Annotated in this window: 14 protein-coding genes, 2 tRNA genes, 4 rRNA genes and 1 pseudogene; 9 read left to right on the top strand and 12 right to left on the bottom strand. The window is 57.8% G+C overall.

Annotated features, from left to right (window positions below; all coding sequences use genetic code 11):
- Positions 1 to 99: 99 nt before the first annotated feature.
- Positions 100 to 2,046: a cyclic di-GMP receptor LapD gene (gene lapD, locus FEE99_RS05235; RefSeq protein ID WP_041479713.1), complete on the bottom strand. Its 1,947-nt coding sequence runs from the start codon at positions 2,044 to 2,046 to the stop codon at positions 100 to 102.
- A 14-nt stretch (positions 2,047 to 2,060) separates the two neighbouring features.
- Positions 2,061 to 2,753: a cysteine protease LapG gene (lapG, locus tag FEE99_RS05230; RefSeq protein WP_041479715.1), complete on the bottom strand. Its 693-nt coding sequence runs from the start codon at positions 2,751 to 2,753 to the stop codon at positions 2,061 to 2,063.
- Positions 2,754 to 2,949: 196 nt separating this feature from the next.
- Between lapG and FEE99_RS05225 the strand changes: the two genes are divergently transcribed.
- The 5 genes from FEE99_RS05225 to FEE99_RS05205 all read left to right on the top strand — a co-directional run bounded on the left by FEE99_RS05225 (position 2,950) and on the right by FEE99_RS05205 (position 9,956).
- The gene (locus FEE99_RS05225) at positions 2,950 to 3,660 is read left to right on the top strand and encodes a GntR family transcriptional regulator (protein ID WP_041479716.1); all 711 of its coding nucleotides are present in this window, start codon (positions 2,950 to 2,952) and stop codon (positions 3,658 to 3,660) included.
- Positions 3,661 to 4,360: 700 nt separating this feature from the next.
- Positions 4,361 to 5,137: a DUF3050 domain-containing protein gene (locus FEE99_RS05220; protein WP_041479717.1), complete on the top strand. Its 777-nt coding sequence runs from the start codon at positions 4,361 to 4,363 to the stop codon at positions 5,135 to 5,137.
- Positions 5,134 to 6,063, top strand: a complete 930-nt coding sequence (locus tag FEE99_RS05215) for a diiron oxygenase (protein WP_041479718.1) — start codon at positions 5,134 to 5,136, stop codon at positions 6,061 to 6,063. The genes FEE99_RS05220 and FEE99_RS05215 overlap by 4 nt, the downstream gene beginning before the upstream one ends.
- A 10-nt stretch (positions 6,064 to 6,073) precedes the next feature.
- Entirely contained in the window at positions 6,074 to 9,466 is a 3,393-nt protein-coding gene (locus FEE99_RS05210; protein ID WP_041479719.1) for a non-ribosomal peptide synthetase, read from the top strand.
- Positions 9,467 to 9,488: 22 nt separating this feature from the next.
- Positions 9,489 to 9,956: an SRPBCC family protein gene (locus tag FEE99_RS05205; RefSeq protein ID WP_041479720.1), complete on the top strand. Its 468-nt coding sequence runs from the start codon at positions 9,489 to 9,491 to the stop codon at positions 9,954 to 9,956.
- Between the two features lie 126 nt (positions 9,957 to 10,082).
- Here FEE99_RS05205 and FEE99_RS05200 read toward each other — a convergent pair whose 3' ends face one another.
- Entirely contained in the window at positions 10,083 to 10,868 is a 786-nt protein-coding gene (locus FEE99_RS05200; protein WP_370593577.1) for a methyl-accepting chemotaxis protein, read from the bottom strand.
- A 117-nt stretch (positions 10,869 to 10,985) separates the two neighbouring features.
- Positions 10,986 to 11,963: pseudogene (locus tag FEE99_RS05195) on the bottom strand (cache domain-containing protein); the annotation flags it as partial.
- Between the two features lie 311 nt (positions 11,964 to 12,274).
- On the opposite strand from FEE99_RS05195, the gene FEE99_RS05190 reads away from it, so the two are divergent.
- The 4 genes from FEE99_RS05190 (at position 12,275) to FEE99_RS05175 (ending at position 17,620) form a co-directional block, all read left to right on the top strand.
- Positions 12,275 to 12,775, top strand: a complete 501-nt coding sequence (locus FEE99_RS05190; protein WP_041479723.1) for a sigma-70 family RNA polymerase sigma factor — start codon at positions 12,275 to 12,277, stop codon at positions 12,773 to 12,775.
- Positions 12,775 to 13,776, top strand: coding sequence for a FecR domain-containing protein (locus FEE99_RS05185; RefSeq protein ID WP_041479724.1), 1,002 nt, complete (start codon positions 12,775 to 12,777; stop codon positions 13,774 to 13,776). Before FEE99_RS05190 ends, FEE99_RS05185 begins: the two co-directional genes overlap by 1 nt.
- An 87-nt stretch (positions 13,777 to 13,863) precedes the next feature.
- Positions 13,864 to 16,365 carry a TonB-dependent siderophore receptor gene (locus FEE99_RS05180; protein ID WP_041479725.1) on the top strand — a complete coding sequence of 834 codons (2,502 nt, stop codon included), beginning with the start codon at positions 13,864 to 13,866 and terminating at the stop codon, positions 16,363 to 16,365.
- A 76-nt stretch (positions 16,366 to 16,441) separates the two neighbouring features.
- Positions 16,442 to 17,620, top strand: a complete 1,179-nt coding sequence (locus tag FEE99_RS05175) for a PepSY-associated TM helix domain-containing protein (protein ID WP_041479728.1) — start codon at positions 16,442 to 16,444, stop codon at positions 17,618 to 17,620.
- Between the two features lie 66 nt (positions 17,621 to 17,686).
- Here the strand turns inward: FEE99_RS05175 and rrf (FEE99_RS05170) are convergent.
- The 8 genes from rrf (FEE99_RS05170) to FEE99_RS05135 all read right to left on the bottom strand — a co-directional run bounded on the left by rrf (FEE99_RS05170) (position 17,687) and on the right by FEE99_RS05135 (position 26,177).
- Positions 17,687 to 17,802, bottom strand: a 5S ribosomal RNA gene (gene rrf, locus FEE99_RS05170).
- A 105-nt stretch (positions 17,803 to 17,907) separates the two neighbouring features.
- Positions 17,908 to 18,023 (bottom strand): 5S ribosomal RNA (rrf, locus tag FEE99_RS05165).
- A 153-nt stretch (positions 18,024 to 18,176) separates the two neighbouring features.
- A 23S ribosomal RNA gene (locus FEE99_RS05160) occupies positions 18,177 to 21,070 on the bottom strand.
- Between the two features lie 238 nt (positions 21,071 to 21,308).
- Positions 21,309 to 21,384, bottom strand: a tRNA-Ala gene (locus tag FEE99_RS05155).
- Positions 21,385 to 21,394: 10 nt separating this feature from the next.
- A tRNA-Ile gene (locus FEE99_RS05150) sits at positions 21,395 to 21,471 on the bottom strand.
- A 123-nt stretch (positions 21,472 to 21,594) separates the two neighbouring features.
- Positions 21,595 to 23,131 (bottom strand): 16S ribosomal RNA (locus tag FEE99_RS05145).
- Together the 16S, 23S and 5S rRNA genes with 2 tRNA genes alongside form the textbook arrangement of a ribosomal RNA operon.
- A gap of 629 nt (positions 23,132 to 23,760) precedes the next feature.
- Positions 23,761 to 24,981, bottom strand: coding sequence for a CaiB/BaiF CoA transferase family protein (locus FEE99_RS05140; protein WP_041476444.1), 1,221 nt, complete (start codon positions 24,979 to 24,981; stop codon positions 23,761 to 23,763).
- Between the two features lie 14 nt (positions 24,982 to 24,995).
- Positions 24,996 to 26,177 carry an acyl-CoA dehydrogenase gene (locus FEE99_RS05135; RefSeq protein ID WP_024015035.1) on the bottom strand — a complete coding sequence of 394 codons (1,182 nt, stop codon included), beginning with the start codon at positions 26,175 to 26,177 and terminating at the stop codon, positions 24,996 to 24,998.
- Between the last annotated feature and the right edge of the window lie 52 nt (positions 26,178 to 26,229).

The raw sequence follows: 26,229 nt of genomic DNA, 5'->3' as shown, positions 1-26,229 counted from the left end.
TCCGACCGCAACTCAGTTATCACGGCCCGTCACCGTTGTGACGCAGAGCGTCACGGGCTGCATTCCCACGCAGAGCGTGGAAACGATCACGCTCCAGGTTTACTTCCAGGGCTTCGGCTCACCGAGCAACTGCCCCTGCACGCCATACAAGCCCATCTCGCGAATCACCGACAGCTCGCCTTCAGTCTCGACCCGCTCGGCAATCAACGGCAGATCGATGCTGTGCGCCGCGCGCTGGATCGCTTCGATGAACAGGCGCTTGTCGCTCTCCTGATCGATCGCCCGAATGTAGCTGCCATCGATCTTCAAGTACGCCAGACCCAACCGCGCCAGGTTGCCGATCATGCTGAAGCGCCCGCCGAAGCGTTGCAGGCTCAGCGAGAAACCGAGCTCGCGCAGGCGTCGGGTCAACTGCTCCAGCACCGCCTGTTCAGGCAACTGCTCCTCGCCAATTTCCAGAGTCAGACGCGCGCCGAGATTGGAATGCGCGCGCAGAATCTCGAAGACCTTGTTCAGCGCCTGCGGGTCGGCCAGCGTCGCCGAGGACAGGTTCAGCGCCAGCGAATCCTCGTGCCCTTTCATCTGATCAAGCACGCGTTCGAGCATCAGCCGATCGAGTCGCGCGGTCCAGCCGAAGCGCTCCAGCCACGGCAGAAAGCGCCCGGCGGGAATGGTCTGGCCCTGCTCGTCGAGCAAGCGCGACAGGACCTTGTAATGCAGCACCAGTTGCGTGTCCTGCGCGGCGACCACCGGTTGGAAATACAACTCGAAACGCTGCTGACTCAAAGCCTGATCCAGCAGTCGATGCCAAGCGTGATGGTCGTCACCGACCTCCGCCACCAGACTCTGATCGATGCACGCCCAATTCTGCTCGCCCTGCCCTTCGGCCTGCGCGAGTGCCTGATCGCCCAGTGTCAGCACCGCTTGCGGGGAGTCGCCGTGAGCGAAGGGCGCCAGCCCGATCGAAGCCACCGCCGGCACATCGGTCGCGCCAGTGGCATGCAGGCTGCTCAATGCATTGTCGAGATTCTGCGCCAGTTGCAGCGCTTCCTCACGCACCAGCCCCGGCGCCAGCACGGCGAATTCACCGCCGCGAATGCGCGTGACCAAGTCCTGGGTTTGTGGATATCTGGCGCACTCGCGGGTCAGTTGCTCACCGACAGCCTTGAGCAATTGGTCGGTACGCTGGCCGCCGAGACGCTGGTTGAGCCCGGCCAGATCCTTGACCCGCAACAGCAGCAAATAACCGGAACTGGCCTGCTCCGGGTTGCTCACACGGTTGTTCAGTTGCATCTCGAAATAACGACGGTTGGCCAGGCCGGTGAGGTTGTCCTGATAGGACTCGGTACGCAGTTTTTCACTGCGCTCGGCCTGCTCCTGAAACAGCGTCTTGAGCTTCTCGACCATCTGATTCATCGCCTGCACCACGCGACGCAATTCAGGCGTGCGCGGCAGATCCGGCAGGCTGAGAAACTCGCGGCGGGCAATCGCATGGGACTGCTGGACCATGTAATCGAGCGGCCTCAACTGCCGACGCAGCAACAGCGCGCCGAGCACCGCACTCAATGCGCCGCAGATCAGCAACCAGCCAAGGCTGCCCAGTGCGCTCTGCCATAGCTTGGCCACGGCGAACATCGGATGGCTGACCACCTCGACCCGCGCCGCCTGCTCCCAGCCACGGCTGACCAGCGCATCGCCACCGGCCGGCTCGAGGCCGATCAGTTTGACGAACCAGTCCGGCACATTGCTCACCGCCGGGGTACCGCTGCGCTCGACAATGGTCTGCTCGGTCTTCACGTCGACCACGCGGATGCTCGCGTAATAACCGCTGTCGAAAATCGAACTGACCAGCAACTCGACCATCGCCGGGTCGTCGATATTCGGCGTCAGCGACAACGCCAGCGCCGTCGCCGCGTCCTGTGCGTGGGAGCGCAACTGGTTGACGTACTGGGTGCGCGAGCTCTCCAGGCTGACCATGAAGCTGCCGGTGAAGGCCACGACCAGGAACAGACAGATAGCGATCAACAGCTGTTTGAACAAAGACATCTGAGCGCGTGCTCCTAGTTAGTCGTCTCGACCGGGAAACCTTCGGCCTGCATTTTTTTCAGCACATCCTGCCAGCGCGACAGGCGTTTGGTGTCGCCGACCTTTTTATTACCCTTGGCGCCTGGCAGATACAGACCTTCGGCATTGAAAGAGTAGACCGGCAGCAAATCGGTCCGCTGCGACGCCGGCTGGATCGGATCGATCAGGCTGTCGAGCACCAGCGGCATGGCATCGGGGGTCGCATAGTACGTCAACACCATGTGCGCGCGGTTCTGCCGCAGCGCCTTGACGTAGGTGATGCGCAGCTTGTCACTGGAAACGCCGAGATGGCGCAGGCTGAAATACTTGGCGATGGCGTAGTCTTCGCAGTCGCCGGCGCCCTTCCACAGCGCTTCGATCGGGGTTTCCCAGTAATCCACTTCGCGCCACAGATCGATGTCTTCGACGTAACGCACCTGCTTGTTGAAGAACAGGTTCACCACTTTGAGCTTGTCCATCTCACTGGCCTGCTTCTGCGTCGCCAGCAGATTCTGCCAGGCATCGATGCGCTGCTGCCCGGCGCCCAGTGGCCCATAAAGAGCAGTGGCCTTGCGGCTGATCGCGGAAAAATCCCAATCGGCGTGCAGACCGCCCAGCATGACGCCGGCCAGCAGCAATGCGCAGCCAAGCCAGCGCAAGGTCCGAGGGATCGCGAAACGTACCGCCACTGCAGGTTTCCAGAAGGACAGAAAGGAAGCGTTTGATGGTGAAGCTTAGCCCGGCAAAAAACAATGGCACCGTGAGATCATCGAAGACCCGCTAGACTTGAGATTGCCGCGCAACGTTTTACAAGGTTTGACAACCTGTAGAGCAATCACTAGTGTCATTTGGATCCAAATATTGCGACCTACAGGGTGTGTTGTCGTGACTCAGAAGCCCAAACCGCTGCACAGCATCAAAGTCGAAGGACCGATTCCTGCGCATCTGGCCCGGTCGGTGATTGAAGAAACCCTGCGCTCGGCCATTCTCGATGGCCGCCTGCCCTGTGGCACTGCGCTGCGCCAGCAGGATCTGGCCGATCTGTTCGGGGTAAGCCGCATGCCGGTGCGCGAAGCCTTGCGTCAGCTCGAAGCGCAAGAGCTGCTCAGCGTCACCACGCACAAAGGCGCCGTAGTCGCACCGCTGATCCAGGGCGATGCCGCTGAAACCTACGAGTTGCGCATTTTGCTCGAATCCGAGGCATTGCGGCAGTCCATTCCGCTGCTGACTGAGGCCGAGCATCAACTCGCCGCCGGCTACATCGAAGAACTGGAAACGCAGCGCGACTACAACGAAATCGGCCGCCTCAACCGTCTGTTTCACATGGCCCTGTACAGCAAGGCGCCCAATCAGCGACTGCTGCGTCTGGTGGAAGACGGTCTGAACGAAGAAGAACGTTTTCTGCGTTTCAATCTGGAAGCCATGGGCCTGGGCAAGCTGTCCCAGGATGACCATCGCGCCATGCTCCAGGCCGTGATCGAGCGGGACATCCCGCGCTCGCTCGAAATGCTGGAGCAGCACCTCAACCGTGGCGTTGAGGTCATCACCCGCTACCTCGCGACTCCCGCCGCACAGAAGCGCCACACCGCGCGCTGATATCTCGTACGTCGAATAATCCCCTTACAAATCTTCGCGACCGCTCTGCTGCCGGCTCTGGCAGCGGATCGGCGTGCCCGCTGGCGCCCGCCCCGACCCTGCCGACGCGTTTCCGCTGCCCGCCGATGACCAATCGGTAATAGCCCTGACGGCAATTTACCCGCACTCTTCCAGCGCCACCCCTACAGAACGGGGACGCGCCGCCCTGACGGCACAGTCCCCGCAACAGGAACCTACGGAAGGAGCCTTGTCACGGGAAACAGGAAGTCATGGCGCCGGTCCCGGCCAACTTTCGCCCCCTTTGAATTCATAAACTTCCCTTAATTAAAAGTTGCTTCGAGTGAGGCATTCACTCTTGTTATCGATTTTGGCCGTTATTAGCCGAAAGGAGTAACCACGCCCAAATAAAACTTGATCCGAAAGTTTTATCGGCAACTCTCATATTCAAAAAACAACCAACTTAAAATAATTGAAAATAAACTTGTTAAATACATTTGCCCTGTATTAGTTTTTCTCTCGCCAGGTTTGAACGTCGCCGTTCAGCGCGGCATACCTTACGCAGCAGATGTAGCAACCGTGGCGCCGCAACGGCGTTACAGCGCAATCAAGCTATTGCCCGGACAAGTTCCTACCCAACTTGCTCGACCGTTTAAAGCAATTACAAAGAACCGTGCACTTCATATCAATGATAAAGGACATCATGATGCCTACTAAGCAGCAACTCGCCCTGAAGAAAGCCGAACTGAGTATTCACCCGATCTTTTCCGAGATTACTTCGTTATCGGTATTACGTCGTTTCATGGAAACCCATGTATTTGCCGTATGGGACTTCATGTCGCTGACCAAGCGCCTGCAACAGGAACTGACCTGTACGCGTTTACCCTGGTTGCCACCGCGCGATCCCCACGCCGCTCGGTTGATCAACGAGATCGTGCTGGGCGAGGAATCAGACGATCGCCTCGATGCCGGCCACTACAGCCACTTCGAGTTGTACCTGGATGCGATGCGCGAAGTCGGCGCGAGCACCACGGCGGTAGAGCGCTTTGTCGCCCTGCAGCAGGAAGGCGTGAGTTATGACGTCGCGTTGCAGAGCGTCGACGTCGACCCGGCGGCCGCGCAGTTTGTCCGCGATACCTTGCGCATTGCCCTGGAGGCGCCGGGACACAGCGTCGCCGCCGCGTTCCTGCATGGTCGCGAGAGCGTCATTCCGACAATGTTCCAGCGCATCCTCGATGACTGGGGCATCGGCATCGAACAGGCACCGACCTTTCGCTACTACCTGCAACGGCATATCGAAGTCGATTCCGAAGATCACGGCCCCGCCGCCGAACAGTTGCTGGAGCGTCTGGTGGACGGCGATCCGCAGCGCGCAGCCGAGGTTTACGCCAGCGCGATCGCTGCCGTGGAAAGCCGCATCGCCTTGTGGGACGGGCTGCGCTTGAGCATGGGCGTGGAAGTTGCCGAGGTGGCCCAATGAACGCTGCCGACTATCAATCCTTCGCCGACGCCTGGGAAAGCCGCGCGACCATCCGCACCCGTCCCCGGCGGTTGCTCGAAGACGATCAGCGCTTGATCTATCCACTCAGCCGCCAGCCGCTGGTGCTCAGCGAAACCTTCCTGCGTGAATGCCCGCAACAACGTGATTTCGCCCTGGTGCAGACGTTGTACAAATTCATCAACGACGTAGTGATTTTCGAGACGGAAATCGTCGACAAGACCGCCCGCAGCATTGCCAAGAATCGCTTCGCCGTGGCATTCCCGTTCGCCTGTCGCTACGACGCGATGACCGTAGTGGTCGATGAGGATTACCACGCGCTGGTGGCCATGGACTTCATGCAGCAGACGGTCGCGCTGACCGGTATCGAGCCGATTCAATTGCCCGATGAAATCGAGCTGAGCCGGGCGATTCCCGCCGCCGTTGCGCTGGCCCCGCAACACCTGCGCAGCGCGGTCGAATTGATCTGCGTGGCGATCGCCGAAAACACCGTGACCGGTGATGTCGCGGCGTTCGCCCGCGACGATTCGGTCAAGCCGTCGATCAAGGGCCTGATGGCTGACCACTTGCTCGACGAAGGTCGCCACTCGAGTTTCTGGGCGCGGATGGTGCGCATCTATTGGCACACCGCCAGCGACGCGGACCGCGAAACCATCGCGCAGATTCTGCCGGTGTTCATCGGCCATTACCTGACCAACGACATCCAGAAGTCCTTCGATTTGCGCCTGATCGATGCGCTGCCGGTCAGCGAAACCACGCGCCATTGTCTGCGCGAAGAAATCGCCGGACTGGCCTTCCCGATCAATCGCCACCACCCGTTGGTGGGCAACATCGTCAGGTTTTTCCACAACAGCTCGCTGCTCGACACACCGTGCGTGCAGCACGCCCTGCGCGACTATCTGGTTTGAGGAGGCTGACATGAAACGTCTCGACATTTTGCTCACCGGCGCCAGCCAGGCCATGACCGATCTGGCCCGGGAGCTCGAACAGCATGGCCATGCTGTGACCCGCAGCGGCGTGGCTCAAACGGCGGTGGATCTGATCATCGACGATGGCTTTATCGCTGCCGGCGACTTCTGCGCGATCCCGCATCTGCACCTGCGCCTGGGTGTCGCCGCGCAAGACCATGGCGGCCTGCCGACCCTCGACTTGCTGTGCTTTCTCGGCTCGTCGCTGATCAGCCGTGTGCCGATTGGCGATGATCCGTCCGGCAACGGTCAGTCGCTACGCCAACGAGCGCTTGCCCATGTGGTCGATGAGGTGGCGTTGCTGGTCAGCCGCTTTTCCCGCGATGCCGATTATTTCCGCCATGCTCCTGCGCTGATCGCGCCGGATTTCGAACGCCTGGAAGACCTGCTGTTTATCGACAAACTGGCGTATGTCCACCGTCTCAATGACACGGCAAACCCGGCGCTGCTGGAGCAGGCGCAAATCCCGCTGATCAAGCGCCTGCAACAGAGCCTGATCGAGCATGCCGAACGACCTGCCCTGCACCACGGCGGACAGTCCATCAACTACCGCCAGTTGCACGCCCACAGCCGCGCGATTCAACAGCGCCTGCTGCCCTTGCTCGAGCAACATCCGCAGCCGTGGGTGGTCGCTGTCTGCCAAGGTAAAAGCCCGGCGCTGTTCGCCTCGATTCTGGCGATTCTCGGAAGCGGCGCGGTGTACTTGCCGCTGGAGCCGAGCCATCCATTGCCGCGTCAGCAATACATCCTGGAAAACGCCGGCGCGGTGCTGTTGCTTCACGATGGACAGCAGGCGCTCAGCGAATCGATGGCGGGGCTGGATGTCAGTGGCATCGAAGCGCCGAACGCCGCTCTCGACCGGCCGCTGATGCAGCACCGCCCGGAGCTCGATGCGCCGTGCATGGCGCTCTACACCTCGGGTACCACCGGGCATCCGAAAGGCGTGCTGCTCAGCCAGGCCAATCTCGCCCACTTCACCGCGTGGTACGCCGACTACGTGCAGTTGCGCGCCGAGAGTCGGGTGTTGCAGTTTTCATCGCTGAGCTTCGATTCGTCGCTGATCGACATCTTCCCCAGCCTGCTCGCAGGGGCGGAACTGGTCGTGCCCGACGACACCCAGCGCCGCGATCCATTGCAGCTGGTTGCTCTGATTCGCCGACGGCAACTGACCCACGCCTTCCTGCCGCCGGCATTGTTGAGCATCCTGCCACTGGAGCAACTGGAGGGCGTGCAGGTGATGACCGGCGGTGATGTCTGCGAGCCGTACGTCATCGAGCAACTGACCCGCCAAGGCACCCTGCACAACCTGTATGGCCCGACCGAAGCCACCGTGCTGATCACCGCGCGCCAGCTCAAACCGAGCGACAGCAACCGCACGCTGGGAGGGCCAATCGCCAACAGTCGGGTGCTGATTCTCGACGACGATCTGCAACCGGTGCCCGATCAAACCGTCGGTGAGCTGTTCATCGTCGGCCCCGGTGTCTGCCTCGGTTACCTGAACAATCCGCAACAGACCGCCGAGCGTTATCTGAGCCTGTCGCTGCCCGGCGGCGAGACCTTGCGCGCCTACCGCAGCGGCGACATGGCCAAGTGGGGCGAGCACGGTATCGAGCTGTGCGGGCGGCGCGACAATCAGGTGAAAATCCGTGGCTTTCGCGTCGAGCCGGAAGAGATCGAGCGCTGCCTGCGCGAGAGCCGCTTGTATCGGCAGATTGCCGTGGTCATCGACAATCAGCGGCGCATTCTGGCGTTCCTCGCCCAGCCACAAACCGAGACTGCCCGCGATGAATTGAAGGCGCATGCCCGGCAATTTCTGCCGGACTACATGCAGCCGGTGGCATGGACTGAACTGGCGCAGATGCCGTTCGCCAGCAACGGCAAAGTCGATCGCAAGGCGCTGTTGGCATTGCCGGTGACGGTACAGGACAACGCTGCGAGATGCCTGCCGGCCAATGCTGACGAAGCGCTGCTTCTGGAGATCTGGGCCGAATTGCTGGAACTGCCGACCAGCGACATTTCCACTGACGAAAGCTTCTTCAATCTCGGCGGTCATTCGATTCTGCTGTCGCGGATGTTGCTGCGCTTGCGTGAGGAATTCGGCCGAAGCATTTCGATCAATCGCTTCATCGAACAGCCGACCATCAGCAAACTGGCGACGCTGGTGCGCGGCAGCGATGACAGCGCCGTGCTCAGCGCTCAGGCCATGGCCGACGCCGAGCGCGAGCTGGATATCGAACCGTTACCGATCAGCCGCATGGGCGATGTGCACAAGGTCATCGTCACCGGTGCCAACAGTTTTGTCGGCGTGCACATCGTCGAAGCGCTGCTCGGTTGGGGCGCCAGCGAGGTCGCCTGTCTGGTACGTGATAGCGCCGGGCAAACGGCGGCGCAACGCTTCGCTCAGGCACTGCGCGAGAACCGGCAGGAGCACCTCGACCTGAGCCGTGTGCGAGTTTACGCAGCTGATATCAGCCGTCCGCAACTGGGCCTGGGCGACGAGGATTATCAGCGCCTGGACCGCGAGTTCGGCGCACTGGTGCACAACGCCGCCAACGTCAACCACGTGCTCGATTACGAGTCCCTGGCGGCGGACAACGTCGAGCCGATTTTCGCCCTGCTGAAGCTGTGCGAAGGGCAGCGCAAAAAGGTCTTCAATTTTGTCTCGACGCTATCGGCATCCAGCACCGTGGATGATGCCGGTCGGGTGCTGGAACTGCCCGCCGCCGCGACGCCGCCGATCTACATTCGCAACGGCTACAACCTGTCGAAATGGGTCGGCGAACGCATTCTCGAACGGGCGCGCGAGCGGGGTGTTCGGGTCAATCTATATCGCCCCGGCAACATCAGCTTCAACAGCCTCAGCGGCGTTTGCCAGCCTCACAAGAACCGTTTGATGCTGATGCTCAAGGGCTCGATCCAGCTCGGTCAGGTGCCGGCCTTTGCATTGAATTTCGACTTGATGCCGGTGGACTTTCTCGCCCGCTTCATCGCCTTCCATGCCAGCCGTTATTCAGCGGATCGCGCGGTGTTCAATCTGCACAATCCCGAGCCGCTGAGCTGGGATGCCTACGTCGCGTCGTTCCGCGAAACCGGCAGCGAGTTTGCGCTGGTCAGCGTCGCCGATTGGCAACAGCAACTGAGTCGGGTCGACGCCGACAACGCGCTGTTCGGCGTGCTCGGTTTCTACCTCAACGGCTTTGAAGAAGACATCGGCGACATCTCGCTGATCGGCCACGCCAACGCCGAGGCCGGCGTGCAGCAGATGGGCGCGCACTACCCGCAGAAATCCCCGGCGCTGCTGCGTCGCGGCTGCGACTACCTGAAACAAATCAACTTCATCTGACTCATCCACAAGGAGCAACACCATGAGCAATCTGCAACCCGACACCCTGATCAAAAACCCGCAAGGCTGCCACGTTGTGTCGTCGGTGGAAGTGCCGGCGGACGCGGCAAAAGTCTGGGCGATCGTTGGCGATTTCGCTGGCTTCGATCGATTCATTCCGGCGCTGTCACACACCGAAATGACCGGCGAGGGCGTGTCTTCGCTGCGCAAGAAAATCTTCAAGGACGGCAACGTCGTGGTCGAACAGCTCAACTCGCGCGATGAACAGGCACAGCGCATGACCTGGACGACGATTTACAACACCCTGGGGGTGGCGAATCTGTGGGCGGCAATGCAGGTGGAATCGCTGAGCGAAGGGAAGTCGCGAGCGACCTGGACGATCATTGCCGAACCGGCTTGCGGTGGGGAAGAGGCGTTGCCGGGATTCAGTGAATTCGTGCAGGGGTTTGCCGATGATGCGATGGGGAATGTCTTGAAGTTGTTTGTTTAAGGCATCGGTTTGGCGGTGATTGAACCGCCGCTTTCGCGAGCAGGCTCGCTCCCACATTTGGAATGCATTTCCCTGTGGGAGCGAGCCTGCTTGCGAAGAACGATAACGCGGTCTGCGATCTGTGAATCAGATCTTGAAGCTGTCGACCAACTGCTTCAACCGGTTCGCCTGCTGCGACAACGCATCACAATCCTTCAACGTTTCGTTGAGGTTGGCCACGCTCTGCTGGTTCAACAGGTTGATCTGGTTGACGTCGACGTTCAGCGTTTCCACCACCGCAGTCTGCTCTTCAGTCGCAGCGGCCACCGACTGGTTCATACCGTCGATTTCGCCGATGCGCTGGGTCACGCTGACCAGACGCAGACCGGCCTGATTCGCCACTTCCACGCTCTGCTCGCTGGACGCCTGGCTGGCGTTCATGGTGCTGACCGCCTCACGCGAGCCGACCTGCAGCGAGGTAATCATCTTGTGGATCTCTTCCGCCGATTCCTGGGTGCGATGCGCAAGGTTGCGCACCTCATCGGCAACCACGGCAAAACCGCGCCCGGCTTCACCGGCACGCGCGGCTTCGATGGCGGCATTGAGCGCCAGCAGGTTGGTCTGCTGCGAGATGCCTTTGATCACATCGAGAATGTGGCCGATATTGTCGGTGCTGGCGTTCAGGGTTTCGATCTGCGTGCACGACAGGCTGATCTTCTGCGACAGCTCGGTCATCGCCTGAATGGTTTGCTCGACCACCTGACGACCGTCGTCAGCTTGCTCGCTGGCGCCACTGGCGTGCTGCGAAGCATCCGCCGCGTTGCGCGCGATTTCCTGAGTGGCCGCGCCCAGCTGATTGATCGCCGCCGCCACGCTGTTGGTGCGCGCACTTTGCTCGTCGGAACCGACGATCGAAGCGTTGGACGACGCCATCACCCGTTGCGACAAGTCGTGAACGTGACGAGTCGCCGACGACACTTCGGAAATCGAAGCGTGAATGCGCTCGACGAACTGGTTGAACGCGCTGCCCAGTTCACCGAACTCGTCTTTGCTCTCGACCACCAGACGCCGGGTCAGATCGCCCTCGCCTTGGGCGATGTCTTTCATCGCGCGGCCCATGGTGGTCAGCGGACGCATCAACACGTTGATCAACAGGCTCAGCAGCAAAGCAATCGCCGCGACCGCGACAAACATGGCGATCAACGCCGAAGTGCGGAATTGGCTGAGTGCGGCGTAGGCCTTATCGCGATCGATCGACAGACCGATGTACCACTGCGCATTCGGCAGATCGCTGACCGGGGTGAACGAAAGAATGCGCTCCTGACCGTTGAGCACGACGTTCTGGTTGCCCTTCTCGATGCGCACGCTGGTGTTCGGGTAGATGTCCTTGAGGTTTTTCATTACCTGATCTTTGTCCGGGCTGACGATCACCTGACCGTCAGCACTGACCAGAAACGCATGGCCGAGGCCACCGAAGTCCACCGAGTTGATGATCTTCACCAGGGTTTCCAGGCTCAGGTCACCACCGACCACACCGAGCAATTCACCGTCCTTTTTCACCGGCATGGCGATGGTCACCACCAGGCCACCGACGGCCGCCATGTACGGCGGGGTCAGCATGGTTTTGTCGGCGGCCACGGCCTGCTTGTACCAAGGCCGCTGACGCGGATCGTAACCGTCCGGCATCTTCGCATCAGGGCGCTGGGTGAAGACACCGTTGGCCTGGCCGACGTAAGTGAACTGGAAGTTCGACGTGAAGGCCGGCTGATCGACAAGACCCGGCAAGTCGGCATTCCTGCCTTGATGGGCAACGTTCTGCGCGAGGTTTTCCAGCACCAGAATCCGTCCGCTCATCCAGTTCTGCACGCTGCTGGCGGTGAGGTCACCGGCCTGCTGCACGGAAGACTGCAGGTTCTGGCGAATGGTGTTTCGCTGCAAGTAATCGTTGTAGAGCGTGAACAACGCGAACGCCAGGACGACGACGCCCGAAGCGGCCAGGAGGATTTTATGGCTGAACTTGAGATTCATTTCATGGGACTTCTTATGCCAAAAGTGGGGATGCGTTCCGGTTGCAACATTCCATGTACAGCGCAGGCAGCGTTCTTCTGGCCGCTCTACTTTGGTGCACGCATTTCTCACCAGTCTGTCGGCCAACGGCGGAGAAATCTTAGGGCCGCGTGAGAAATGGACGGATTTAGGACAGGATTCCCGCCGAACGGCGTGCCAGAGCGGCTGCGAGGGAATTTTTCACAACCGCCATAGGGACGACGGTTGCAAAATCTGTAACCCTTGATGACAATGCGACTAATTATCATTTGTGACGTTCGGGCTGGCGTGTCATGTCTTCACCTGAGTTGGTCGTACAGGCGCTTTACGGTAGTCATCACGGCTGGCTCAATGCCTGGTTGCGCGCGCGGCTGGGCAACGCAGCGGATGCGGCGGATCTGGCTCAGGACACTTTCCTGCGCCTGCTGCAACGTACTGAACGCCTCGAACTCAAAGCGCCTCGCGCTTTCCTGCGGACCATCGCGCGCGGCCTGGTGATCGATCATTGGCGTCGCGAGGAAATCGAGCGGGCCTATCTGGAAACCATTGCTCATTTGCCTGAAGGCGAAGTACCTGACGCCGAATCGCGCGCGTTGGTGCTGGAACTGCTGGAAAGCATTGCGCGCATGCTTGAGGGGTTGAAGCCGAAAGTGCGTCAGGCGTTTCTCCTGGCGCAGTGCGAAGGTTTGACTCACAAACAGATCGCCGAGCAGTTGGGCGTGTCGGTACGTTCAGTGGAACGATACGTCGCCGATGCGCTGTATCACTGCTATGTGTTGCGATATGAAAGCTGATGCCTGTGGATAATCTCTCACTCGGTCGCCGCGTCGAACCGCGTCACCACGTGGTCAAGCAAGCGATTCACTGGCTGCTGCGGCTGCGCAATAACCACGGCAATTCGCGGCTGACTCGCCAATGCGAGCAGTGGCGCGCCGAGCATCACGAACATGAAATCGCCTGGCAGCGGGTACAGTCGCTGCAAGCCGAATTGAGCTCCAGTCTGCGCGCCGTGCCGGGTGCGCAGGTCGCTTTCAATACCTTGGAAAACAGTGCGCAGGGGCTGGGCCGACGCCAGGCCTTGAAGTTGTTGTCGGGCGCGCTGTTGATGGGCTCCGCCGCGTGGCTGGCCAAGGACAGCGCCGCTTGGCAGCAATGGCGCGCCGACTACGCGACGGCGACCGGCGAACGGCGCGGTTTCCAGTTGCCCGACGGCACGCGCATCGAACTCAACACCGCCAGCGCCGTAGACCTGGATTACACCGCGCAGCAGCGCCTGATCAAACTGACCCGTGGCGAGATCATCGTTACCTGCGGTGGCTCTGACGAAGGCGCGGCGGCCGATCGACCGCTGCGCATACAGAATCGCCACGGCACTTATGCGCCGGTCGATGCGCGTTTCATTTTGCGTCAGGAAGATCAGTGCACGCGGCTCAGCGTAACCCGTGGGCGGGTGGTGGTTCACGCAGGTGGGCATTCCCTCGAAGCACTCGCCGGGCAAAGTTTTCTGGTCGACCAAAGCGGTTTGCGCGCTGCGCCGACGCCGGATATGGATGCGGGCGCCTGGCTCGACGGTTTGATCGTCACGCGCAATATGCGCCTGGGTGATTTTCTTGCTGAAGTCGCCCGTTATCGCCCGGGGTTTCTGAGTTGCGCGGCGGATATCGCAGACTTGCGCCTCTCTGGGGTGTTCCGTCTGGAGGACACCGACAGGCTGCTGGCGGTCCTGCCGCAGACGCTGCCGGTGCAATTGCGTTATCGCACCCGTTGGTGGGTGACTCTGGAGCGTGCGGTCTGAACATTTTTTGGCGGGTTTTCGCAGGCAGTCCGGCTTAGTCAGTAAGCACTTCAACTCAGCCCCCGCGACTGCCTACGGAAATCCACAATGACTGTCCGCGCCACTTGTAAGAACCCTCTGAATTTCACTGCAGAATCGACACTGCTGCGCCATGCGGTTCGGGCGGCACTGCTGACCACCGCGCTGGGCGTCAGCGTGTTACCGAGCCTGAGTCTGGCCGCCAACACCGGCACCGAGATCAGCCACCGCTACAACATTGCTGCCGGGCCATTGGGCGAGGCGTTGAATCAGTTTGCCCGGCAGGCCGGTATCACCCTGGCGATGACACCGCAACAGACTCAAGGTCAGCAATCACCCGGCGTGCAGGGTGAATATTCGACCGACCAGGCCTTGAGCCATTTGCTCGGCGGCTCCGGACTGGAAGCCGTCAGCCAGGACGGCAGCAGCTACATTCTGCGCCCGCTGGCTGAAAGCGAAGCACTGGCCTTGCCGACCACTGATATCAAAGGTTTTGCCCTCGGCAACGCGCTGGGCAGCATGGCCGGCTACAACGCCACGCACAGCCAGATCGCCACCAAGACCAGTACCGCATTGCTGGAAACCTCGCAAAGCGTATCGGTGGTCACGCGCGAGCAAATGGATGACCAAGGCTCGCAGACCGTCTCGCAAGCGATGCGCTACGCCCCGGGCGTGCTGACCAACCCGTATGGCGCTACGCACCGTTACGACTACGTGGCGATGCGCGGTTTCAACGACGGCTCGGTGGACAACATCTACCTCGACGGCCTCAAGTCGATGGGCGACAGCGGCACCTACAGCACCATGCAGGTCGATCCGTATTTCCTTGAGCGTGTGGACATTCTCAAAGGCCCGTCATCGGTGCTGTACGGTCGCAGCTCGCCCGGAGGCCTGGTCGCATTGACCAGCAAAAAGCCGTTGTATGAGGCCTACCATCAGGTGCAGGCGACAGTGGGGACGCAAGGCCAGCGTGGGGTTGGTTTTGACTTCAGCGGTCCGGTCGATGACGACAAGCGCATTGCCTATCGTCTGACCGGACTAAGCGATCAGTCCGACACGCAATTCGACCATAACAAGGAAAAACGCTTCGCCCTTGCGCCGACGCTGAGCGTCGATTTCAGCGAAGACACCTCGCTGACTCTGCAAGCCTATCTGCAGCACGATCCGGACGGCGGCTATCACGGCGGCGTTCCGGCGGACGGCACAGTCCATCAGCGCAATGGCGAGCGCATCTCGCCGCGCTTCTTCGAGGGCGAGCCGGGGATCGATGGCTACTCCCGTGACCAGCAGTCGTTTGGCTATCAGTTCGAACATCGCTTCAACGATGTCTTCACCGCCCGGCAGAACTTCCGCTATCTCGATTCCAAAGTGAACATGGATCAGGTCTACGCCTATGGCTGGACCACTCCGACCAGCAATGAACTGAACCGTTATTACACCGGCGGTGATGAGCGCCTGCATGCGTTTATCGTCGACAACATGCTGCAGGCCGAATTCTTCACCGGCGCGACCAAGCACACAGTCCTGATGGGCGCGGATTATCAACGGCGCAAAACCGTGGTCGACTGGACCAGTGGTGGACTGGCGCCGATCAATGCGTTCAATCCGGTATACGGCAACTCGGCGATCGAAATGTACGGCGAGACCAGCTATCTGCGTCGCCTCGAACAGACCGGTGTGTACCTGCAAGACCTGATCGAGATGGACAAGTGGCGCTTCTCGCTGGGCCTGCGTCAGGACTGGGTCGAGACATCCGATGAAAACCGCATCGCCGAAGCGGGGCGTCCGGTTGGTACAGAGATCAATGATCGGCGCACGAAACTCACTGGGCGTGCCGGCGCTTTATATCTGTTTGATAACGGTCTGGCGCCATACATCAGCTACTCCGAGTCTTTCAACCCGAACTCCTATGCCGACAGCGCCGGCAACCCACTGGCTCCTACCGATGGCACACAGTGGGAAGTCGGTTTGAAGTACCAGCCGCCGGGCACCGACAATCTGTTCAGCGCCTCGCTGTTCCGCATCGACCAGGAAAACCTCGCGACCAAACTGCCGCAGGAAAACTTCTATCGCTCGGTCGGCGCTGTGCGCTCGCAAGGTCTGGAGCTGGAAGCGCACATGCAACTGACCGATAACTTGAAAGTGCTCGGCAGTTACACCTTCACTGATATCGAATATTCCAAATCGATGATCAGCACCTTGAGCACGCCGACCGATGTCATCGAGAACAAGGGCAACTCACCGACTCAGGCGCCGCGTCACATGGCCTCGCTGTGGGCTGACTACAAATTCGACAGCGCCGCACTTGATGGTCTTCGCCTGGGCGGCGGCGTGCGATATATCGGCTACAGCTGGGCCGATGCGGAAAACACGATGAGGGTGCCGTCTTACACGCTGTTCGACGCCTCGATTGGTTATGACCTAGGCAAGGTCGGCTTGAAAGGTGTGGATGTACGACTCAACGCAAACAACCTGACCAATGAATCCTATGTCGCGTCCTGCGCCAGTCTGAACTTCTGCTACATGGGCGAAGAACGCAACGTAGCGGCGACCGTTAGCTATCAGTTCTAAAGCCGTGTCCTGTGCATAAAAAAGCCAGCCCATGCTATCAGGGGCTGGCTTTGTCGTTTCTTCGGGGGTGTTCTGTATGCGTGCGTTTCTGGTTTTATTGCATCGATATATCGGCCTGACCATTGCGGTGTTTCTATTGCTGGCGGGCCTTACAGGCAGTGTGCTGGCGTTCAATCATGAACTGGATGAATGGCTGAATCCGCAATTCTATAAAGCGACGTCAGTGGGTGAGCGCCTGCCGCCCGGCGCGTTGGTAGAAGCGGTGCAGACTGCACATCCGAAACTGCAAGTCTGGTACATGGAGTATCCCCATGAGACGGGGCATACGGCGCTGCTGGCGGCCGTTCCGCGTAAAGATCCGGCGACGGGCCAGCCGTTCGATGAGCGCAATCAGGTGTTCTATCTGGACCCGATCAGCGCGGAGCAAAAAGGCGCGCGCTACTGGGGTGAATGCTGTTTTCAGCGGGAGAACTTCATCCCGTTCATTCTGGAGTTTCACTACAACCTGACATTGCAGGGTAACTGGGGATTGCTGTTGATGGGTGGGGTGGCGATCGCGTGGGTGATCGACTGCTTTGTCGCATTGTTCCTGACCTTGCCGCGCGGCAAGCCCTTCTGGAAGAAGTGGGCGACTGCTTGGAAGGTCAAAGGCGGGCATGCCTACCGCTTGAACTTCGACCTGCATCGCGCCGGAGGATTGTGGTTGTGGCTGCTGCTGTTACCGATCGCCGTCAGCAGCGTGGCGATGAACTTGCCGAGCCAGGTGTTCAAGCCTGCAGTTTCGTTGTTTTCGCCCATCGAGCCGAGCGTTTATGAAGCCAGAGGACGAATGCCCGCCAATCAACTGGGGACGACACAGTTGAGTTATCAACAAGCGTACGAAAGGGCATTGCAGCAAGGGAAACGATTAGGACTGACGGCGGCAATCGGCGAGTTGTATTACAGCTTTGAATACAACTTCTACGGCGCAGGGTTTGGAGAGCACGATACGGACGCACATGGAAAATCCTGGTTGTTCTTTCACGGTACCGATGGCCGATTATTGGGACAGGAGATCGCGGGACAGGGCACGCTCGGAGAGCAGTTCTATCGACTTCAGTTGCCCATACATGGGGGACGGATCATCGGGGTGACAGGGCAGGTAATGATCGCGGTACTGGGTGTGTTGATTGCGGGGTTGTCAGGGACGGGCGTTTATATCTGGTGGCGCAAGTGGCGGGCAAGACGCAGCAGCAAGACTCGCAGAACGGCATGATCTTTCGTACACGCTTAAATGACAAAACCCCTGTCTGCGTTAGCAGACAGGGGTTTCGGAATTCAATCTTGACGATGACCTACTCTCACATGGGGAAACCCCACACTACCATCGGCGATACATCGTTTCACTTCTGAGTTCGGGATGGGATCAGGTGGTTCCAATGTTCTATGGTCGTCAAGAAATTCTTTATCTGGCCCGTCAACACGGTAACAAGCCAGCAAAAACAGGAACTTCTACTAAAACAAAACCCCAACTGCTTTCGCAATTGGGGTTTCGGAATTTAATCTTGACGATGACCTACTCTCACATGGGGAAACCCCACACTACCATCGGCGATGCATCGTTTCACTGCTGAGTTCGGGATGGGATCAGGTGGTTCCAACGCTCTATGGTCGTCAAGAAATTCGGGTACTGACTCGTGACCAGATGGCCTCGCTTCAGCAAATTGGGTATGTGACAGCTGGTGTTTGTGAACTTCGAACTTTCGGTTCGTTTCGTCTTCACACACCGCAATCTGGTGCCTTTTCAGGTCAGCAAATTGCTTGGGTGTTATATGGTCAAGCCTCACGGGCAATTAGTATTGGTTAGCTCAACGCCTCACAGCGCTTACACACCCAACCTATCAACGTCGTAGTCTTCGACGGCCCTTCAGGGAACTCAAGGTTCCAGTGAGATCTCATCTTGAGGCAAGTTTCCCGCTTAGATGCTTTCAGCGGTTATCTTTCCCGAACATAGCTACCCGGCAATGCCACTGGCGTGACAACCGGAACACCAGAGGTTCGTCCACTCCGGTCCTCTCGTACTAGGAGCAGCCCCTCTCAAATCTCAAACGTCCACGGCAGATAGGGACCGAACTGTCTCACGACGTTCTAAACCCAGCTCGCGTACCACTTTAAATGGCGAACAGCCATACCCTTGGGACCGGCTTCAGCCCCAGGATGTGATGAGCCGACATCGAGGTGCCAAACACCGCCGTCGATATGAACTCTTGGGCGGTATCAGCCTGTTATCCCCGGAGTACCTTTTATCCGTTGAGCGATGGCCCTTCCATACAGAACCACCGGATCACTAAGACCTACTTTCGTACCTGCTCGACGTGTCTGTCTCGCAGTCAAGCGCGCTTTTGCCTTTATACTCTACGACCGATTTCCGACCGGTCTGAGCGCACCTTCGTACTCCTCCGTTACTCTTTAGGAGGAGACCGCCCCAGTCAAACTACCCACCATACACTGTCCTCGATCCGGATAACGGACCTGAGTTAGAACCTCAAAGTTGCCAGGGTGGTATTTCAAGGATGGCTCCACGCGAACTGGCGTCCACGCTTCAAAGCCTCCCACCTATCCTACACAAGCAAATTCAAAGTCCAGTGCAAAGCTATAGTAAAGGTTCACGGGGTCTTTCCGTCTAGCCGCGGATACACTGCATCTTCACAGCGATTTCAATTTCACTGAGTCTCGGGTGGAGACAGCGCCGCCATCGTTACGCCATTCGTGCAGGTCGGAACTTACCCGACAAGGAATTTCGCTACCTTAGGACCGTTATAGTTACGGCCGCCGTTTACCGGGGCTTCGATCAAGAGCTTCGCGTTAGCTAACCCCATCAATTAACCTTCCGGCACCGGGCAGGCGTCACACCCTATACGTCCACTTTCGTGTTTGCAGAGTGCTGTGTTTTTAATAAACAGTCGCAGCGGCCTGGTATCTTCGACCGGCATGAGCTTACGGAGCAAGTCCTTCACCCTCACCGGCGCACCTTCTCCCGAAGTTACGGTGCCATTTTGCCTAGTTCCTTCACCCGAGTTCTCTCAAGCGCCTTGGTATTCTCTACCCAACCACCTGTGTCGGTTTGGGGTACGGTTCCTGGTTACCTGAAGCTTAGAAGCTTTTCTTGGAAGCATGGCATCAACCACTTCGTCACCCAAAGGGTAACTCGTCATCAGCTCTCGGCCTTAAGATCCCGGATTTACCTAAGATCTCAGCCTACCACCTTAAACTTGGACAACCAACGCCAAGCTGGCCTAGCCTTCTCCGTCCCTCCATCGCAATAACCAGAAGTACAGGAATATTAACCTGTTTTCCATCGACTACGCTTTTCAGCCTCGCCTTAGGGACCGACTAACCCTGCGTCGATTAACGTTGCGCAGGAAACCTTGGTCTTTCGGCGTGGGTGTTTTTCACACCCATTGTCGTTACTCATGTCAGCATTCGCACTTCTGATACCTCCAGCAAGCTTCTCAACTCACCTTCACAGGCTTACAGAACGCTCCTCTACCGCATCACCCGAAGGTGATACCCGTAGCTTCGGTGTATGGTTTGAGCCCCGTTACATCTTCCGCGCAGGCCGACTCGACTAGTGAGCTATTACGCTTTCTTTAAAGGGTGGCTGCTTCTAAGCCAACCTCCTAGCTGTCTAAGCCTTCCCACATCGTTTCCCACTTAACCATAACTTTGGGACCTTAGCTGACGGTCTGGGTTGTTTCCCTTTTCACGACGGACGTTAGCACCCGCCGTGTGTCTCCCATGCTCGGCACTTGTAGGTATTCGGAGTTTGCATCGGTTTGGTAAGTCGGGATGACCCCCTAGCCGAAACAGTGCTCTACCCCCTACAGTGATACATGAGGCGCTACCTAAATAGCTTTCGAGGAGAACCAGCTATCTCCGAGCTTGATTAGCCTTTCACTCCGATCCACAGGTCATCCGCTAACTTTTCAACGGTAGTCGGTTCGGTCCTCCAGTCAGTGTTACCTAACCTTCAACCTGCCCATGGATAGATCGCCCGGTTTCGGGTCTATTCCCAGCGACTAGACGCCCTATTAAGACTCGCTTTCGCTACGCCTCCCCTATTCGGTTAAGCTCGCCACTGAAAATAAGTCGCTGACCCATTATACAAAAGGTACGCAGTCACAGAACAAAGTCTGCTCCCACTGCTTGTACGCATACGGTTTCAGGATCTATTTCACTCCCCTCTCCGGGGTTCTTTTCGCCTTTCCCTCACGGTACTAGTTCACTATCGGTCAGTCAGTAGTATTTAGCCTTGGAGGATGGTCCCCCCATATTCAGACAAAGTTTCTCGTGCTCCGTCCTACTCGATTTCATGACTAAGAGATTTTCGCGTACAGGGCTATCACCCACTATGGCCGCACTTTCCAGAGCGTTCCGCTAATCTCAAAGCCACTTAAGGGCTAGTCCCCGTTCGCTCGCCACTACTAAGGGAATCTCGGTTGATTTCTTTTCCTCAGGGTACTTAGATGTTTCAGTTCCCCTGGTTCGCCTCTTGCACCTATGTATTCAGTACAAGATAACCATCTTATGATGGCTGGGTTCCCCCATTCAGACATCTCCGGATCAAAGTCTGTTTGCCGACTCCCCGAAGCTTTTCGCAGGCTACCACGTCTTTCATCGCCTCTGACTGCCAAGGCATCCACCGTATGCGCTTCTTCACTTGACCATATAACCCCAAGCAATCTGGTTATACTGTGAAGACGACATTCGCCGAAAATTCGAATTTCTCAACTAAGAGAACTCACAAATTTTACCTTAGCCTGATCCGTTACCAGTGAAAGTAACGTTCAGTCTATCTTTCTATCACATACCCAAATTTTTAAAGAACGATCTAATCAAAAGACTAGAAATCAATATTCAGTGCGAATATTCATTTCTAAACTCTCAAACTTCGAAGCAGTTTATGGTGGAGCCAAGCGGGATCGAACCGCTGACCTCCTGCGTGCAAGGCAGGCGCTCTCCCAGCTGAGCTATGGCCCCATAACAAAATTGGTGGGTCTGGGCAGATTCGAACTGCCGACCTCACCCTTATCAGGGGTGCGCTCTAACCAACTGAGCTACAGACCCAATTTCGAGCTTGTAACTGTTAGCTCAGAGCTATCAGCTTGGAGCTTAAAGCTGCTTCTATCGTCTTCTTCAATGAATCAAGCAATTCGTGTGGGAGCTCATGCAGCAGCTGATGTCGTCGATTAAGGAGGTGATCCAGCCGCAGGTTCCCCTACGGCTACCTTGTTACGACTTCACCCCAGTCATGAATCACACCGTGGTAACCGTCCCCCCGAAGGTTAGACTAGCTACTTCTGGTGCAACCCACTCCCATGGTGTGACGGGCGGTGTGTACAAGGCCCGGGAACGTATTCACCGCGACATTCTGATTCGCGATTACTAGCGATTCCGACTTCACGCAGTCGAGTTGCAGACTGCGATCCGGACTACGATCGGTTTTATGGGATTAGCTCCACCTCGCGGCTTGGCAACCCTTTGTACCGACCATTGTAGCACGTGTGTAGCCCAGGCCGTAAGGGCCATGATGACTTGACGTCATCCCCACCTTCCTCCGGTTTGTCACCGGCAGTCTCCTTAGAGTGCCCACCATTACGTGCTGGTAACTAAGGACAAGGGTTGCGCTCGTTACGGGACTTAACCCAACATCTCACGACACGAGCTGACGACAGCCATGCAGCACCTGTCTCAATGTTCCCGAAGGCACCAATCCATCTCTGGAAAGTTCATTGGATGTCAAGGCCTGGTAAGGTTCTTCGCGTTGCTTCGAATTAAACCACATGCTCCACCGCTTGTGCGGGCCCCCGTCAATTCATTTGAGTTTTAACCTTGCGGCCGTACTCCCCAGGCGGTCAACTTAATGCGTTAGCTGCGCCACTAAGAGCTCAAGGCTCCCAACGGCTAGTTGACATCGTTTACGGCGTGGACTACCAGGGTATCTAATCCTGTTTGCTCCCCACGCTTTCGCACCTCAGTGTCAGTATCAGTCCAGGTGGTCGCCTTCGCCACTGGTGTTCCTTCCTATATCTACGCATTTCACCGCTACACAGGAAATTCCACCACCCTCTACCATACTCTAGCTTGCCAGTTTTGGATGCAGTTCCCAGGTTGAGCCCGGGGATTTCACATCCAACTTAACAAACCACCTACGCGCGCTTTACGCCCAGTAATTCCGATTAACGCTTGCACCCTCTGTATTACCGCGGCTGCTGGCACAGAGTTAGCCGGTGCTTATTCTGTCGGTAACGTCAAAATTGCAGAGTATTAATCTACAACCCTTCCTCCCAACTTAAAGTGCTTTACAATCCGAAGACCTTCTTCACACACGCGGCATGGCTGGATCAGGCTTTCGCCCATTGTCCAATATTCCCCACTGCTGCCTCCCGTAGGAGTCTGGACCGTGTCTCAGTTCCAGTGTGACTGATCATCCTCTCAGACCAGTTACGGATCGTCGCCTTGGTGAGCCATTACCTCACCAACTAGCTAATCCGACCTAGGCTCATCTGATAGCGCAAGGCCCGAAGGTCCCCTGCTTTCTCCCGTAGGACGTATGCGGTATTAGCGTTCCTTTCGAAACGTTGTCCCCCACTACCAGGCAGATTCCTAGGCATTACTCACCCGTCCGCCGCTGAATCCAAGAGCAAGCTCCTCTCATCCGCTCGACTTGCATGTGTTAGGCCTGCCGCCAGCGTTCAATCTGAGCCATGATCAAACTCTTCAGTTCAAACATCTTTGGGTTTTTAAGAAACCCTAAACTTGGCTCAGCAATCGTTGGTTACATCTTTGATTTCTCGCGGAGTAACTTGTGATGCTGATAATCTTGTTGACTATCAGTCTGACTGCACAAGCACCCACACGAATTGCTTGATTCAGTTGTTAAAGAGCGGTTGGTTAAGATCTTTCGTCTCAACCGAGGCGCGCATTCTACAGCAGCCTCATTTGCTGTCAAGTGATTATTTTCAGAAGTTTCGAAGAATTCTTCAACAACTTCAACCACTTGCGCTTCCGATCTCTCGTTAGCGGGAGGCGAATTCTACAGCGTTAATCGCTGCTGTCAACACCTCTTTTTCTCCGCTTTCGACCGAGAAGATCGAACCGTTAAAAGAGCTACACATCACTGCTCTTTCAACTCCTTCCAGGCTTCGATGATCTGAAGCAAGCCGCTGTCGAAAACTGCGTAACTCTTTGAATCTCAAGGAGTTTTCCGTTTCGACTGCGCCGGAAGTGGGGCGAATTATAGACCTCTGGAATCTGCCGTCAACCGTTAATTTCGCTTTTCTTTCAATAACTTGCGTATTGGTTAAAAAACATCCAATCAAATGAGAAAAGAGCTTCTTCTATATAGAAGAAGACTTAAAGGACGCCTTCCTCCTTTAATGCAGCCACCGCGCCGGCCCCCAGACCCAGCACCCGCTGCAGAACTTCTAATGTGTGCTCACCTAATAAAGGAGGCGCATGACGATATTCAACGGGCGTCTCCGACAATCGAATCGGGCTGGCCACCTGAGGCACCATCCCCGCCAATGCATGAGGTAGCTCGATAGCCAGACCGCGCGCCTTCACCTGGGGATCTTCAAACACTTGCGACAAGTCATTGATCGGCCCACAAGGCACGCCCGCCTGTTCCAGTTGTGCAACCCACTCGGCCGTCGTCTTGAAGACCGTAGCTTGGCGGATCAACGGGATCAGCACCGCGCGGTTCGCTACCCGCAGCTTGTTGGTCGCGAAGCGCGGATCATCCGCCCACTGCGGTTGGCCAGCCACCTCTGCGAACTTGCGGAACTGCCCGTCATTACCCACGGTAAGAATGAAGTCACCATCCGCCGTAGGAAAGTCCTGATAAGGCACGATGTTGGGATGCGCATTTCCCAGACGCTTTGGCGCATTGCCCGTGGTCAGGTAGTTCATCGCCTGGTTCGCCAGACACGCGACCTGCACATCCAGCAACGCCATATCGATGTGCTGGCCACCACCGTCGTGATCGCGATGAGCCAACGCCGCGAGAACCGCCACCGTTGAATACAGCCCAGTAAGAATATCCGTGAGAGCGACACCGACTTTCACCGGACCGGCACCGTCGTCTCCTTCGGGTCGGCCGGTCAGACTCATCAAGCCGCCGAGCCCCTGGATCATGAAGTCATAGCCCGCACGCTTGGCATAAGGCCCGGTCTGACCGAAGCCGGTAATGGAGCAATAGATCAAATTCGGGTTGAGCGCCTTCAGCGACTCATAGTCCAGACCATAGGCCGCCAGACCGCCCACCTTGAAATTCTCGATCAGGATGTCCGACTTCGCCGCCAGGTCGCGCACCAGCTTCTGCCCTTCAGGGCGAGTGAAGTCGATGGTGACCGATTGCTTGTTGCGGTTTGCCGAGAGGTAATAAGCCGCTTCCGACGTGTTCTCGCCGTAAGCGTCTTTAAGGAAGGGCGGACCCCAGGCGCGGGTATCATCACCATTGCCCGGGCGCTCGACTTTGATCACTTCGGCGCCAAGGTCGGCGAGGATTTGCCCGGCCCAAGGCCCGGCCAGCACTCGCGATAAATCCAGTACCCGCAGATGCGACAGCGCGCCCATGGTCCGCTCTCCTATTAATAGAACGCCTGCAGACCGGTTTGCGCACGCCCGAGGATCAGCGCGTGAACGTCGTGGGTACCTTCATAGGTATTCACCACTTCCAGGTTGACCAGATGGCGGGCCACGCCGAACTCATCGGAGATACCATTGCCACCGAGCATGTCGCGCGCCATCCGCGCAATATCCAGCGACTTGCCGCAGGAGTTGCGCTTCATGATCGAAGTGATTTCAACGGCGGCGGTACCTTCGTCCTTCATCCGGCCCAAGCGCAGGCAACCTTGCAGCGCCAGAGTGATCTCGGTCTGCATGTCGGCGAGTTTCTTCTGTACCAGTTGAGTCGCGGCCAACGGTCGACCGAATTGCTGACGATCCAGAGTGTATTGACGCGCGGTGTGCCAGCAGAACTCGGCCGCGCCCAGCGCCCCCCAGGAAATGCCGTAGCGTGCGGAGTTGAGGCAGGTGAACGGACCTTTCAGACCTCGGACGTCCGGGAAGATGTTTTCTTCCGGCACGAACACATTGTCCATGACGATCTCGCCGGTGATGGAAGCGCGCAGGCCGACCTTACCGTGAATCGCCGGAGCGCTCAGACCTTTCCAGCCTTTCTCCAGAACGAATCCACGGATATCGCCGGCATCATCCTTGGCCCAGACCACAAATACGTCAGCAATCGGGCTGTTGGTGATCCACATCTTCGCGCCAGTCAGGCTGTAGCCGCCATCGACTTTGCGCGCCCGGCTTATCATCGCGCCCGGATCGGAACCGTGGTTCGGCTCGGTCAGACCGAAGCAACCGATCCATTCGCCGGAAGCCAGTTTCGGCAGATACTTCTGCTTCTGTGCTTCGGTACCGAATTCGTTGATCGGCACCATCACCAGTGAGGATTGCACGCTCATCATCGAGCGATAGCCAGAGTCGACGCGCTCGACCTCACGGGCAATCAGGCCATAACTGACGTAATTCAGACCACTGCCACCGTATTGCTCTGGAATGGTCGCACCGAGCAGGCCGACTTCACCCATCTCGCGGAAGATTGCCGGGTCGGTCTTCTCATGACGGAAAGCTTCGAGCACACGCGGGGCGAGACTCTGTTGAGCGAACTGCGCGGCGGTGTCGCGGATCATCCGCTCTTCTTCAGTGAGCTGTTGATCCAGCAGCAGGGGATCGATCCAGTTGAAGCTAGCTTTACCGCCCATGAGTGTGCCCTCGCAATCGGATGAATTAACGTGGCATTGATCCTAGGCGCGG

It is taken from the genome of Pseudomonas sp. ef1 (assembly GCF_007293365.2).
GTDB classification, from domain to species: Bacteria; Pseudomonadota; Gammaproteobacteria; order Pseudomonadales; family Pseudomonadaceae; genus Aquipseudomonas; species Aquipseudomonas siliginis.
Note: the sequence above shows the minus strand (reverse complement) of the source record. Positions and strands in the feature narration are given on the sequence as shown.

Coding starts and splice junctions, on each gene's coding strand:
- FEE99_RS05190 (WP_041479723.1), top strand. CDS start 12,275: ATGTCTTCACCTGAGTTGGTCGTACAGGCGCTTTACGGTAGTCATCAC.
- FEE99_RS05180 (WP_041479725.1), top strand. CDS start 13,864: ATGACTGTCCGCGCCACTTGTAAGAACCCTCTGAATTTCACTGCAGAA.
- FEE99_RS05215 (WP_041479718.1), top strand. CDS start 5,134: ATGAACGCTGCCGACTATCAATCCTTCGCCGACGCCTGGGAAAGCCGC.
- FEE99_RS05220 (WP_041479717.1), top strand. CDS start 4,361: ATGATGCCTACTAAGCAGCAACTCGCCCTGAAGAAAGCCGAACTGAGT.
- FEE99_RS05210 (WP_041479719.1), top strand. CDS start 6,074: ATGAAACGTCTCGACATTTTGCTCACCGGCGCCAGCCAGGCCATGACC.
- FEE99_RS05140 (WP_041476444.1), bottom strand. CDS start 24,981: ATGGGCGCGCTGTCGCATCTGCGGGTACTGGATTTATCGCGAGTGCTG.
- FEE99_RS05175 (WP_041479728.1), top strand. CDS start 16,442: ATGCGTGCGTTTCTGGTTTTATTGCATCGATATATCGGCCTGACCATT.
- FEE99_RS05135 (WP_024015035.1), bottom strand. CDS start 26,177: ATGGGCGGTAAAGCTAGCTTCAACTGGATCGATCCCCTGCTGCTGGAT.
- FEE99_RS05185 (WP_041479724.1), top strand. CDS start 12,775: ATGCCTGTGGATAATCTCTCACTCGGTCGCCGCGTCGAACCGCGTCAC.
- lapD (WP_041479713.1), bottom strand. CDS start 2,046: ATGTCTTTGTTCAAACAGCTGTTGATCGCTATCTGTCTGTTCCTGGTC.
- FEE99_RS05205 (WP_041479720.1), top strand. CDS start 9,489: ATGAGCAATCTGCAACCCGACACCCTGATCAAAAACCCGCAAGGCTGC.
- FEE99_RS05200 (WP_370593577.1), bottom strand. CDS start 10,868: ATGGCGTCGTCCAACGCTTCGATCGTCGGTTCCGACGAGCAAAGTGCG.